Source organism: Mucilaginibacter sp. A5337, assembly GCF_059690695.1.
In genome coordinates this window covers 140,776-154,111 of the sequence record NZ_JCAWEC010000006.1, presented here as the reverse complement: position 1 = coordinate 154,111, position 13,336 = coordinate 140,776, and the positions used below count along the sequence as shown (strand labels likewise).

Here is a 13,336-nt window from a genome sequence, read left to right as displayed (position 1 = left end):
GTCCTCAGGGAGACGCAATTATGCGTCTTTACAAAAATATTTCCTCTCATTTTTAAACAGCTTCTTAATAAAAAGGATAGGTTTAGCAACCGAAAAATATCTTTGTTTGGATTGCTTTGATTTGCCGAAGTACCACTTCCTGATAAAAGGTCGTTAGAATGCAATAGTCCTGTTCTTGAAAGGGGTATCAACTAATGATAATTCAAAACCGAACAACTGCTGTGCGGTTTTGTTACAAAAAACATTTGCTGGGTTCTTTGTAATGAATTGATAATTAGCTTATTGTTTAATTGGAACGATGGTTGACTTCAGGTATGTGAATGACCGGCTATCAACTCCATATCAACGCACTCCACGTGCTCTTCCTGGGCGCTATATTTATAGGGCTGGTTTTCAGTCTATATTGGTGGTTTTCCCCAAGAAACGGCAGAGAAGCCAACCGTTTTCTTAGCCTTATTCTGGCCACCATGACATTGTGGTTGGTCAAAACCATATGCATAGACACGCAATTAGGAAAGTATTTTCCGCAATGGAGCTGGGTGCCACTTCAGTTTTTACTGGCTATCGGCCCGCTGGTGTTTTTTTATGTTCGGGGCATTACTCAACCGGGAAAAAAGTTTAAGGTGAAGGAGTTGTGGCACTTCAGCCCTTTATTATTGGAGCAAGGCATACATTTGCTGACGGTGATTCAAAGCAGATTCACCGGGGTCGCTACGTATAGTACCGTGGCCTATAAACAATGGCATCCTATATTATTATTAATGGGCCTTATTTCGGTTGTGGTTTATTTGTACCGGTGCAGGACCCTGGTTCAATATCCTGTTCAACGAGATGTTAACAAACTATCCGGGAAGCAATTGTTGCGTGTAAACTCCTCATCAACAGAAAAGCTGATACAGCGAGGCTATTGGCTGCGACATCAAATGAAGGTTAAGCGCTTTTACCTGGATGAGGAGTTAAGCTTAAATTCGTTGGCCAAAGAGCTCGGGATCTCTATTCACGAATTGTCGAAGATCATCAATACAGGTCTGCGAAAAAACTTTAATGACTTTGTAAATGAATTCCGGATCCAGGATGTAACCCGGAAAATGAGAGACCCGGAGTACGACCGGATAACACTTTTAGGTATAGCATATGATTGCGGCTTTAACTCCAAAACCACTTTTAACCGCGCGTTTAAACAAGTTACCGGCAAAAGCCCGGCTGAATACAAGAGCGAGCTGAAAAAAAAGCGACCAAATCATGATTTGAACCTTCTTTCATCTCCTACTGCGATAATTTCGGGTCACAAAACCATTCCCGGATGGTCTCGTAAGAAATTAAATCGCAATCATATGTTTCGTAATTATTTAAAAATAGCATGGCGCAATATGCTGTATAACAAAGTTTATAGCACGCTGAATATTGTTGGACTGGCCGCCGGCATGGCAGTGGCGCTCCTCATTGGCTTATGGGTGACCAATCAATATTCTTATGATCGTTTCCTGCCCGGGTATGCCCGGTCGTACCAGGTAGAAATGAACCTTACCTCGCAGCATACTGGCACTTCCACCCAAACATCCATAGCCCTGCCACTGGTTGAAGTGTTGCGGAAAGAGATCCCCGGGGTGCAGTATGTTGCTGAAGCCGACAATATTGGTCGGATGAACCATGACTTGTTAGTGGGCGATAAAAAACTATACCTGGGCGGAGGAGCCGCCGGGCCGGATTTCTTTAAAATATTTCAATATCCATTTGTTAAGGGCGATGCTAATTCGGCATTGAAAGATATTTATGCTATTGTGCTGACGGAATCGACAGCCAAAGCGCTATTTGGCAGTGTTGACCCGATGGGGAAAATGGTGCGTTTTGATAATGAGCACGATATGAAAGTTACCGGTGTTATTAAGAATATACCGGCAAACGCTACGCTGCAATTTAGCTACCTGACGCCTTTTGCTTATTCTGAAACAACCCAGGGCTGGATCAGGGATGGGCGAACCAAATGGACCTATAATTCATTCTCTGCTTATGTTGCGCTGCAACCGGGTGTTAACTATGCCCAAATTGCGCCTAAGATCAGGGATATTGTTGATAAAAGGAGCCAGGAGATGCGATCGTTAAAGCCTGAGGTTTTTATGCACCCTTTAGCTGACTGGCATCTATACAACGATTTCAAGAACGGAAAAGTGGCCGGCGGATTTGTGGATTATGTACGTTTGTTTGGTATTATCGGCGTGCTGGTATTGGCTATAGCCTGTATCAATTTCATGAACCTCTCAACAGCGCGATCTGAAAAGCGGGCAAAAGAAGTTGGCGTTCGCAAAGCAATAGGCTCCGGGCGTATTGACCTGGTTTACCAGTTTTTGCTCGAGTCTGTTTTAATTACTTCTATGTCGTTTTTGCTGTGCTTGCTTTTTGTTCAGCTGGCTTTGCCCTCGTTCAATGCCTTAACAGGTTCTTACATCCGCATCCCATACAGCAACATCGTTTTTTGGGGCGTCATGATTGCGTTTGTGCTGTTAACCGGAATGGCGGCGGGCAGCAGGCCGGCATTTTACTTATCCTCATTCAACCCGGTAAAGGTACTTAAGGGGGGTATTCAAATTGGCAAAGCCGCAACATTACCACGCAAAATATTGGTGGTTATTCAATTTACCTGCTCGATAGCATTGATTATCAGTACGGTGATTGTTTACCAGCAAATACAATTTGTAAAGGACCGCCCAACAGGCTATAATGCCGACAGGCTTGTGATGACCGATATGAACGGCGACCTGCCCCAACATTATGAGGCCTTAAGAAATGAATTGTTATCGTCGGGATTGGTGGAAAGCGTTGCTTCATCCACATCCCCGGCAACACAGGTATCCAGTCACTTTTCATTGGAAAAATGGCCGGGTAAAAATGCCGGGGAGGAAGAAGTGAACATAGGTGCAATATGGGTGTCGGACGAATATTTTAAAACCATGGGCATGACCTTTGCCGAGGGGCACAATTTCGCCGGTGACTGGAAAAGCGACTCATTGAATGTAATCGTAAATGAAGCTACGGTAAGGCGAATCGGTCTTAAAAATCCCATCAACCAACTCATAAAAGTTAATTTTGGCAACACGCCGGTTAAAATCATTGGTGTGGTGAAAGATGCCCTGATGGAATCGCCCTATACGCCTGTGGCCCCTGCCGTTTTTGGTCATAATCCTTACGGGTTTGTCATTACCTATCGCCTGCCTAAAAACGCTAATACACATACTACGATAGAAAAAATCGGTGAGGTGTTTCAAAAATATAATCCTGCGTTTCCTTATCAATATAAGTTTATAGATGATGAGTATGAGAGCAAATTTAACCTGGAGGTACTTTTGGGCAAGCTTGCAGGTGTATTTGCAGCCCTGGCTATATTTATATCATGCCTGGGCCTATTGGGCCTTGCAGCTTACGTTGCCGAGCAGCGCACAAAGGAGATTGGGATCCGCAAAGTTTTGGGGGCATCAATTGTGCAGGTGTGGATGTTATTATCGCGCGATTTTGTGGTGCTGGTTTTGATCAGTTGCCTCATTGCTTCACCGCTTGCGCTCTATTTCCTGGAGCACTGGCTCGAAAAATATGCTTATCGCGTGAGTATCGGTCCGTCGGCATTTATAGCGTCGGGGATCGCAGCGATTGTGATCACCCTGTTGACTATCAGTTTCCAGGCCATTAAAGCGGCACTAGCAAACCCCGTGCGCAGCTTACGCTCAGAGTGATTTGTACACTTTGCAAACAGGCTCCGCACACTTAACCTGTAATCTGAGTTTTAGTTGAAATATAAATTGATTGCCTTCAGGGGTAAGGTACGGGACTCATTTTTACTCAAGAAAAGGCCTCAAGCTGAAAGCATGAGGCCTTTTCTTGAGTAGTTCAAATAGGGCTGTAGCACCAATTTTGATTCGGCTCCTATTCATCTGCCGTTATAAACAACGAACAGTACCACCATCTACGCGTATAACTGATCCGGTAATATAATCTGCATAGCTGCTGCACAGGTAAGCTACGGCGCCTGCTATCTCCTCTGGCTGGCCGTATCTGCCGATATCATTGGGTACCAATGCTTCTACAGATTTCTTTTCTATCTCATCCCATGTTTCTCCCCAGCCGTGAGAGGGGGCGAGCTTAGTTACCAATTCCTGCACCGATGGGATCAATATAGCACCCGGAGCAACAACATTTGAAGTAATTCCGGTTCCCTTTAACTGGCGGGCCAATGAAACCGCCAGATTATGGCGTGCAGCCAGGGTGGCACTGTAGTCTGGTAAACTTGCAGTAGGCTGAATAGCAAGGCCCCCGCCAATCGTAATTACACGCCCCCATTTCAAGGTTTTCATTCCCGGTACCAAATGTCTGATCATTCTAACGCCGGAAAGCACATTTGTTTCATAAGTGTTTTTCCATACATCCGCAGTAGCTTCCTTCCAGGTGGTGTGTGCATAACCGCCGGCATTGTTAATTAAAATATCAACCGGGCCATGTGCAAGAACCTGGTCTGCCACGGCTTGTGCACCTTCTTCTGTTGATAAATCTCCTAATGCAATTTCAGCAATTCCGCCGGTTACAATAATTTCGTTGGCAACAGCGCGGGTCCGTTCTTCACTTCGGCCATGCACAATCACCTTTGCGCCTTCAGCAGCTAATAATTTAACGATTGCTTTACCTAAGCCCGATGACGATCCTGTCACCAGGGCCCTTTTGTTTTCTAAATTTAATTTCATAATAATTTGTTTTTGACTGAGTACTCACTCATTTTTTCGGTAAATTTTTTACACTACTGCAAGCATTCTCCACATACCTTTAAAGGCTTCATCTATTAAGGCTTTTGTTTCGGATGGGGGATAATTCCCTTCGGATAAAAATTGAAACATGCCGATCATTTGGCTCATGGCAAGCTCGGCAATCATTTCGAAAGGCAACGGCCGGAAAACTTTATTATCCAGTGCTTCCTGGTAAATAGCACGATGCAGGCTTTTTTCTTTAACTATAGATTCAGTTGAGGCTTTTTTTAAATGTGTTGAATACTGAAACTGTTGGGTGAAGTAAAACTCTTTTCGATTGTCGAGCGACCATTGAACTGAGTAAAAGAAAATATCTCTTAATCTTTCTTTGATAGTGCCCTCGCCTCTGACATTTTTTACCAGGAAATCGCGGAATTCGTTTTTAACGTATTCATACAGCGCAGCAATGAGATCATCTTTGGTTTTGTAATACGTGAAAATTGTTCCGTGTGCAGTACCTGCCTCTGCTGCAATTTTGCTTGTTGGCGTTCCATGAAAGCCATACTCCACAAAAAGGCGGAGAGATGCCTGTAAAATAGCTTCGTTCTTTTCAGATATGTTTGAGTGAGCAATCACTCAGTAAAGGTAGTTATAATTTTAAACGGAGCAACCAGCCGCGGGCTTCTGTTTTCCTTATGACATACTAACGACAAATATTGAAAAGCAAAATGAAATCATAACCGGTCTTTTTAAAGCGGCCAACTTTCGCATATCCCTCAAATGTTATAAGCAGGCAGAAGAAGGTAAGGAAATTGTAACTTTCAGATTGCGTTTTTATTATGTCAGAACATATTTTAGTTCTGGTTACGTTTGTATTAGCGTTGATACTGCCAAACTAAACAACTATAGTTATGAGACTTATTCAGATAGGCGGCTTAGCCATGTTTATAATAGGAGTGTTCTTAATTACAATGTACACCGGAAATCGCCGCATACATGCGGTTACAACTAATAAAATATTTCCGGCTGCCGGTACTGCTATGATTATTGGTGCAATAGTTATAATGCGAAGAAAATAGTTTTTATTAGTGCAAAACCGGCGTTTACCGCCTGCAAATAATGGGAAGTAATAAAATACCGCTAATACTCAATTATCGGGGCGAAAACCACCGGGTACAAATCACTCATGGGCAATACCATAGTTTGATGTCGCTCATAGCAGATCACCTGGCAATCGCCGGGTTTGGATTATGTTGCGGAATGGGGAGCTGCGGTACTTGTGTGGTACAAATAGCCTCGCCATATTCACCGGCCAAAAGGAGTGTTATGGCATGTGCTATGCAGGTGAACGACGAATTAGCCAATACGGTAATTTTAATACCTGATAAAATTTATTAGGAAAGCACCCTGCTACTTTCCTGCTGTATAATTTTACCAAAAGTGCTATCTTTAATCTCACCCAGAAACCCGAATGAGCACAATTTTAAAAAACCGGATAACATCTATCGATTTTCTCCGCGGAGCTATCATGATCATCATGGCCCTTGACCATGTAAGGGATTATTTATACTCGGGATCATTTTTTTATGACCCGCTTGATCTTACAAAAACAAGTGCCATATTATTTTTCACCAGGTGGATCACTCATTTTTGTGCCCCGATATTTATGCTGCTTGCCGGAACATCAGCCAGCCTCATCGGTCAAAAAAAATCTAAAAAGGACTTATCCATATTCCTGGTGAAGCGTGGATTGTGGCTCATATTTTTGGAGATGTTCGTGGTTAACTTTGGTTGGAACTTTAATATCACGTTCCCCATGTTTTTCTTTATTACCATTTGGGCGCTGGGCCTAAGCATGATCATACTGGCAGTATTAATTCACCTGCCTAAAAAATTAATCTTTGGCATTAGTGTTGTCATCATATTAGGGCATAATCTTTTGGATGGCGTCCATGTGCCGGGTAGCACCTTGCCGGCTTTCGGCTGGTCACTGCTTCATGAACAACAGTTTTTTATGTGGCACAAAGAAGTATTACTGGTAGGCTACCCGATTGTACCGTTAATGGCTGTTATGTCTTTAGGTTATTGTTTGGGCGGATGGTATACAGCAGGTTACGATGTTGGTAAAAGACAAAGAAATTTATTGATAGCAGGAACATGTTGCCTGGCTTTGTTCATCGTATTACGTTATACCAACCTGTATGGCGATCCGGTGAAATGGAGCGTACAGAAAAACGCATTATTTACCCTGCTTTCGTTTATTAAGGTGAACAAATATCCGCCATCGCTTTTATACCTGTTATTGACATTGGGATCTGCATTTCTGTTTCTTTCCTTTACCGAAAAAACGAAGGGAAAGGTTGTAGATGTGGTTTCGGTATATGGCAGGGTACCTATGTTTTATTACCTGATCCACATTTATATCATACACCTGATTGCAATAACTGCATCGCTGTTGACACCGGGGCAAAACTGGAAATTATGGTTCCTGACAAAGCCAATCTGGTTCACTACCGATTTGAAAGGTTATGGTTTTTCATTGCCGGTTGCATACCTTGTTTGGATTGGCATCGTAGTTGGCCTATATCCTTTATGTAAGCGTTATGATGCGTACAAACAAGCCAATAAAGGAAAGTGGTGGTTGAGTTATCTATAAAAATCAAGATATGAAAGCTGTAAATCTGACCTCAAAGGTATCAGGACAAAATAATCCATCAGCCCGGATGAAACCCTTGGGCAGTTGTTTATTGTCAGTTTTATTAATTTTTATGTTATCAGTATCCAAACCTGAAAATGCCGCTGCGCAAGATAAAAACCAGGTGGTCCGTATAGCCAAACTGGTAATAGATTCTGCACAATTAGCAAATTACATGGCTGCCCTTAAAGAGCATGCCGAAACTGCTGTACGCGTTGAACCGGGGGTATTAACTTTATATGCAGTAGCCGAAAAGAATAATCCAACCCATATCACAGTTTTTGAGATTTATGCAGATGCTGCTGCATACCAGGCCCATTTGCAAACGCCTCACTTTAAAAAATATAAAAGCACCACAAAAGATATGGTTAAATCGCTTGAGCTTGTGGAAACTGCTCCAATTGTACTTGCCGCTAAGCCGCAATTGTAATGGTGTGCACCGCTATCTGAGTATTATGCGTTAAGGCTCATGTTCCTTTTTCCGGAACGTCAAATGATAATTATTTCATGTCCCGACGCCGGTTAAATACACATGTTTTCTCTACACCTGCTTTTGCCGATAACCGGCGAAAACCTCGGATGTGTTTAACTACCCGCTTATGGCCTCACCTAATGAGGCTATAGCATCAATCAAATGGAAGTCCCCTGGTGTTTTGTTACCTTTAAATTGAAATTTAGCCTATAATATTATGCAAAAAGGGGGGTTAACACTTTTTTGGCATAAAAAACACTCAATCGTCTGATTATTAATTATATATGTAAATATAAGCGCTGAATTCTGTTAACCCCTGTTAACCCCCCTTTTTGTCAGTAGAGTTAGCCCAAAACTATATCGCTTAAGTATTTGAATAAGTCGAAAAAATCCCGTATTACGGTTTATAATACAGCCTCCTTTAAGAAAAAAAGTGTTCATTCTCCTTTGGAGAGGACTTGGGGTGGCTTAGTTTCCGTGCGAAATCGCAATTGCTGTTTTAAAAGCGATTTCCCTATGTTTGGTTTTGACATGCCAATAAATTAAAGCATATTTATAGCCATGGTACTATGCACTGTTTGCAGCGCATGCTATCATTTTCAAACTAACCAATTTATCATACTTGTTTTTTCCTGCTAATGAGTAAAAGCACTACGTACCTTGAAACAAAAGGGCATTATCAAATTCTTGACGGCTTGCGCGGTGTGGCATCGCTGTTTGTAGTGGCATTTCATATTTTTGAGACCTATTCCGGCGATCGTTTTCATCAAATTATTAATCACGGCTACCTGGCGGTCGATTTCTTTTTTGTGCTCTCAGGCTTTGTAGTAGCTTACGCCTATGACGACCGTTGGGACAAAATGACCCAGTGGGATTTTTATAAACGACGTCTCATTCGCCTGCAGCCTATGGTTATTGCCGGGTCAATTATTGGCGCCCTGTTTTTCTATTCACAAAGTGGTACAGCGTTTCCGCTTATTCATGATACGCCGGTTTGGAAAATGCTGCTGATAATGTTGGTTGGCTGTACGCTGATCCCGATACTACCCTCAATGGATATCCGCGGCTGGCAGGAAATGCACCCGCTCAACGGCCCGGCCTGGTCGTTGTTTTTTGAATATATCGCTAATATTCTTTACGCGCTCGTGATCCGCAGATTCTCTAAAACGCTGCTGGCAATATTGGTGTTTGCATCAGCCTGTTTGCTCATCCACTACACAGTGATGGGGCCGCAGGGCGATGTAATTGGCGGATGGTCGGTTGATAAAACACAACTCTACATAGGCTTCACCCGTTTGCTTTACCCATTTTTTGCCGGTATGCTGCTTTGCCGCATGGGCAAGCTGGTACATGTTAAAGGTGCATTTACGGTTTGCAGTGTTTTGATCATTGCTGTTTTATGCGTGCCAAGGATAGGAGGGCCGGAACATTTATGGATGAATGGTTTATACGAATCGTTTTGCATCATTATCGTTTTTCCGTTAATTGTTGCTATAGGCGCCGGCGGAACTTTAAAAAGTAAAAGCTCAATCAGGGTTTGCAAGTTTATTGGCGATCTGTCGTACCCGCTTTATATTACCCACTATCCACTCATTTATTTTCACATAGCCTGGGTAACAAATAATAAAATACCTATGGCACAAGGGCTACTTGGTGGTTTGGGTATTTTTGTAGCGAGCATTGCTATTGCTTATGCTTGCCTTAAGCTATATGATGAACCTGTTAGGGAGTGGTTAAAGAATCGTTTTCTGTTGAAAAGAGGATAACTTATTGGAGGGTATCAACTCTCCACAAATGGCTATATTCACTCTGCCCTCTTTGCACAATTGCAAAGGGGGATTTTTTTGTTTTCATAACGGCTCTTTGCAGAAAAAACGGAGAGAGGGGCGGCGCAACGCATACCCAGCGAATCAGTTATGTATCTAATATTATATACTTTTAATTAATGCTTTTTGTAATATTAATAAATAAGTCTTGAAAATGTCGTTTATAAACCTCATCTTTAGATGATTGTAAGCCTTTGAAAAAGACCATTGCTTTAATATTACTTAATATTTACCTGCTTAACATTGGTGGGCAACTGGCTTTACATCAATATTTGGTTTATAAATCAGATAAATTTTTTAATGAACAGATTCAAAAAGGGCTATATAATGTAAATGACCTTACTGAGGTTACTATCCCTGTTAATTTGCCCTCTATTCATGACTGGAGTGTTTTTGAAAACATATCCGGGCATATTACATTTGGCAACTCTACCTACAATTACGTAAAAATGCGAATGACAAGGAATGCCCTTCACCTGATGTGCATCCCTAACTATGAAACCACCCGCTTTGCCGATAGCAATGTGCTTGATGCAAAAGGAATCAGAGATATCCCTGTTCCGCAAAAAGAACATGTTCCTTTTGGTAAAATGGTTTTACAGGATAACGTAAGCCTTTCATTTGCGCAATTTGAATTTTATTGCCCTGTAACACCTTTGCCTGAAAAAATTGCACAACCCGTGCCGTTTTTAATAAACGCTCACCGGGAGATTCCTGAACAACCGCCTAAAGCATCTTGCTGATTCTTTCTGTTTAACTCATTTACAGGCCGGCATTTGTTTAATGTTTCCTGTTGGGTTCTGCTGTCTTAAATTTATTTATACAAGTTAATCCGCATCTATTCTATCGCGGATGATTTGCTTTGGCATTTTATCCGCGCAGCAAATGAACATTTTTATGATAAAGAAAAAAATTACCGCGGCGCTTATGCTGCTGTGCGGTTTCACCATAATTGCATCCTGCCAAAGCTCATCTAATGAAGAGATGGTGCAGGTATTAAAACAGATCAATATAAAAAACAATACCATTTCCAATCCTTTCAATCCGGAGATGAAGCTGGCTTACTGCGATTCGTTACTTAGAATCAAACGGCTTGCCAAAAGTCCTGAGGTTTTATTTTCAAAGGCGTCGCTTTTACTAAAGGCCGGACAAGAGCAGCAATCAGTTAATATTTATAAGTACCTGATGGATAATATCGACTTTATGTCGACCGACGAAACGCTGCCCGAACAGGCCATAGCTTATATGCGTTTGGGCGAGCGCAGCAATTGCATGCTTAACCATACGGGTTCATCATGTATTTTCCCTATTAAGGATGATGGCGTGCACAAGATCCAAACCGGATCAAGAAAAGCAATTGAAGTTTATAAAACATTGCTGAAACTTCATCCCGATGATTATGAATCGCGTTGGCTGATCAATATCGCCTATATGACACTTGGAGAGTATCCGCAAAAAGTGCCCCAAAATGTTTTGATCCCTAACCTTAATGTTGATTCGGATACTGCATACCAGGTTAAGCCCTTTGTTGACGTGGCTGCCAACCTGGGCCTCAACATTAACGGCCGGGCAGGCGGCGTCATTGTTGATGATTTTAACAACGATGGCTACCTTGATATCATGACATCGGGCTGGGACCTGAGCGACCCCATGCATTATTTTCAAAATAACCAGGACGGCACATTTAGCGACCGTACCGAGGCTGCCGGTTTAAAAGGCATTAACGGTGGGCTTAACATTCAGCAAACTGATTATAACAACGATGGTAAGCTGGATATTTTTGTATTGCGCGGCGCATGGTTAGCCCGTGGTTTCGGTAATCAGCCAAGTTCGTTATTACGCAATAACGGCGACGGTACGTTTACTGATGTTACTTCCATAAGCGGGTTATTTATGCTGCATCCAACGCAAACAGCAACCTGGGCGGATTTTAACAACGACGGTTGGCTGGATGTGTTTGTTGGTAACGAAAATACAGAGTCAATGTACTATGCCGATGAATCAACATGCCAGTTGTACATCAATAACCGTAACGGTACATTCTCCAATATCACTACCGCTGCCCATTGTGGTATTAAGGCATTTGTTAAAGGTGTAACATCTGCTGATTATGATAACGATGGTTTTACCGACATCTTTATCTCAACCATGGATGGGCGTAAATACCTGCTTAAAAACAAGGGTAAAACCGCAGCCGGTGTAGATTTTGAGGATGTTACTGCACAATCGGGCCTCGATCAGATCAAACAGCGCACCTTTACTACCTGGTTTTATGATTATAACAACGATGGCTGGCCCGATTTGATGGTTGCCAACTATCACTTTGAGCGTACTTTAGGATACTATAGCGCCGCCGCTGCTTTGGGTAAACCTGTAGCAGAGGCCGGCAATATCTATTTGTATAAAAACAATCATAATGGCACATTCACCAATGTAACCAAAGAAGCCGGCCTGGATAAGGTGGTTTACAGTATGGGGGCAAATTTTGGTGATATTGATAATGATGGCTATCCCGATATGTATTTTGGTACAGGAAACCCTGATTTTAAATCGTTGGTGCCCAACAAGTTTTTCAGAAACATCGGCGGGAAAAGATTTGCCGATATCACTTCATCCTCACGTATGGGAAATTTGCAAAAAGGGCACGGCATTGCATTTGCCGATTTGAGGAATAACGGCCAACAGGACATTTTTGCCGAAATGGGCGGCGCCTATATCGGCGATTCGTATACCAGCTCATTATATATGAACCCCGGTGTAAGTAATAACAACTGGATCAGCTTGAAATTGAACGGTACAAAAGCCAATACCGCGGCCATAGGAAGCCATATCAAGCTTACTTTTATGGAAAATGGTGTTAAGCGCTCTGTTTATAAGGATGTTAACTCGGGCGGAAGTTTTGGGTCATCACCTTTGCGACAGGAGATAGGTATTGGCCATGCAAAAGTGATTGATGAAATTGAGATCAAATGGGCTGGCAGTGGGGCGGTACAATACTTTAAAAATGTTGCCCCAAACCAGTTTCTAAACATCACTGAAGGTAATCCGCAATACAAAACCACCCAGCTAACAAAATTAATTTTCAGGAGCAAAAGCATGTCTGAATGTATGCCTATGCAAATGGCCGCTAAAACAAATTGAGTTAAGCGTTTGTAATAGAAAATATTGACTCGTTTTATACCAAAATGGTTACATTTATATCAATTAAAATTTAATCTTAAACCATGAGAAAGTTCTTATTACTATGCTGTATGTTTATAGGATTGGCTGCAGCAAGCAACGCACAAACTAAACCAGGTGCCAAACCTGTTGAAAAATCAAAAGAGCTGCAAAAACAATTAAAGCTTAATGATAAACAAACCGAAAAAATAGCGGCAATATACCAGGAATCATCTGAGAAATTTGAAAAGATCAAAGCGGCAGACAAAGGCGACAACACTAAAATGCTGGTTGATATTAAACCTTTACGTGCAGCTACCATTTCAAAAATTAAAGCTGTTTTAACTAAAGAACAAACAGCAAAATATGATAAGCTTTTAAAAGGTACAAAAGCAGCGGGCGGCAGCGGCTGGGGCGACGGCTGGAGTGCTACCAATGGGCAATAAGCTGTTTTTTC

10 protein-coding genes are annotated in these 13,336 nt (G+C 42.1%); 8 read left to right on the top strand and 2 right to left on the bottom strand.

All coding sequences use genetic code 11. The annotated features are described in order from the left end of the window. Window positions 1-320 precede the first annotated feature (320 nt). A complete protein-coding gene (locus AC59JO_RS20930; RefSeq protein WP_497307727.1) occupies window positions 321-3,725 on the top strand; it encodes an ABC transporter permease in 3,405 nt (1,134 codons plus the stop codon). A gap of 204 nt (window positions 3,726-3,929) precedes the next feature. Here AC59JO_RS20930 and AC59JO_RS20925 read toward each other — a convergent pair whose 3' ends face one another. After that, the gene (locus AC59JO_RS20925; RefSeq protein ID WP_413670742.1) at window positions 3,930-4,727 is read right to left on the bottom strand and encodes an SDR family NAD(P)-dependent oxidoreductase; all 798 of its coding nucleotides are present in this window, start codon (window positions 4,725-4,727) and stop codon (window positions 3,930-3,932) included. A 48-nt stretch (window positions 4,728-4,775) separates the two neighbouring features. Next, complete coding sequence (locus AC59JO_RS20920; RefSeq protein WP_413670743.1) at window positions 4,776-5,363, bottom strand: TetR/AcrR family transcriptional regulator; 588 nt, start codon at window positions 5,361-5,363, stop codon at window positions 4,776-4,778. Window positions 5,364-5,846: 483 nt separating this feature from the next. On the opposite strand from AC59JO_RS20920, the gene AC59JO_RS20915 reads away from it, so the two are divergent. The 7 genes from AC59JO_RS20915 to AC59JO_RS20885 all read left to right on the top strand — a co-directional run bounded on the left by AC59JO_RS20915 (window position 5,847) and on the right by AC59JO_RS20885 (window position 13,325). Then, window positions 5,847-6,125 (top strand): 2Fe-2S iron-sulfur cluster-binding family protein, encoded by a 279-nt coding sequence (locus AC59JO_RS20915; protein WP_497307725.1) that lies wholly within the window; start codon window positions 5,847-5,849, stop codon window positions 6,123-6,125. Between the two features lie 73 nt (window positions 6,126-6,198). Continuing rightward, window positions 6,199-7,383, top strand: coding sequence for an acetyltransferase domain-containing protein (locus AC59JO_RS20910; RefSeq protein WP_413670745.1), 1,185 nt, complete (start codon window positions 6,199-6,201; stop codon window positions 7,381-7,383). A gap of 10 nt (window positions 7,384-7,393) precedes the next feature. After that, complete coding sequence (locus AC59JO_RS20905) at window positions 7,394-7,852, top strand: putative quinol monooxygenase (RefSeq protein WP_413670746.1); 459 nt, start codon at window positions 7,394-7,396, stop codon at window positions 7,850-7,852. Between the two features lie 680 nt (window positions 7,853-8,532). Continuing rightward, window positions 8,533-9,660, top strand: a complete 1,128-nt coding sequence (locus AC59JO_RS20900) for an acyltransferase family protein (RefSeq protein ID WP_413670747.1) — start codon at window positions 8,533-8,535, stop codon at window positions 9,658-9,660. Window positions 9,661-9,914: 254 nt separating this feature from the next. Then, entirely contained in the window at window positions 9,915-10,463 is a 549-nt protein-coding gene (locus AC59JO_RS20895; protein ID WP_413670748.1) for a hypothetical protein, read from the top strand. A gap of 154 nt (window positions 10,464-10,617) precedes the next feature. Then, window positions 10,618-12,861, top strand: coding sequence for an FG-GAP-like repeat-containing protein (locus AC59JO_RS20890; protein WP_497307722.1), 2,244 nt, complete (start codon window positions 10,618-10,620; stop codon window positions 12,859-12,861). 83 nt (window positions 12,862-12,944) lie between these two features. Beyond that, entirely contained in the window at window positions 12,945-13,325 is a 381-nt protein-coding gene (locus AC59JO_RS20885) for a hypothetical protein (protein ID WP_413670750.1), read from the top strand. Window positions 13,326-13,336 lie beyond the last annotated feature (11 nt).

What these genes read in the sequence shown, in the direction of transcription:
- AC59JO_RS20930 (WP_497307727.1), top strand. Translation starts at nt 321, where the DNA reads ATGACCGGCTATCAACTCCATATCAACGCACTCCACGTGCTCTTCCTG.
- AC59JO_RS20925 (WP_413670742.1), bottom strand. Translation starts at nt 4,727, where the DNA reads ATGAAATTAAATTTAGAAAACAAAAGGGCCCTGGTGACAGGATCGTCA.
- AC59JO_RS20915 (WP_497307725.1), top strand. Translation starts at nt 5,847, where the DNA reads ATGGGAAGTAATAAAATACCGCTAATACTCAATTATCGGGGCGAAAAC.
- AC59JO_RS20910 (WP_413670745.1), top strand. Translation starts at nt 6,199, where the DNA reads ATGAGCACAATTTTAAAAAACCGGATAACATCTATCGATTTTCTCCGC.
- AC59JO_RS20905 (WP_413670746.1), top strand. Translation starts at nt 7,394, where the DNA reads ATGAAAGCTGTAAATCTGACCTCAAAGGTATCAGGACAAAATAATCCA.
- AC59JO_RS20900 (WP_413670747.1), top strand. Translation starts at nt 8,533, where the DNA reads ATGAGTAAAAGCACTACGTACCTTGAAACAAAAGGGCATTATCAAATT.
- AC59JO_RS20890 (WP_497307722.1), top strand. Translation starts at nt 10,618, where the DNA reads ATGATAAAGAAAAAAATTACCGCGGCGCTTATGCTGCTGTGCGGTTTC.
- AC59JO_RS20885 (WP_413670750.1), top strand. Translation starts at nt 12,945, where the DNA reads ATGAGAAAGTTCTTATTACTATGCTGTATGTTTATAGGATTGGCTGCA.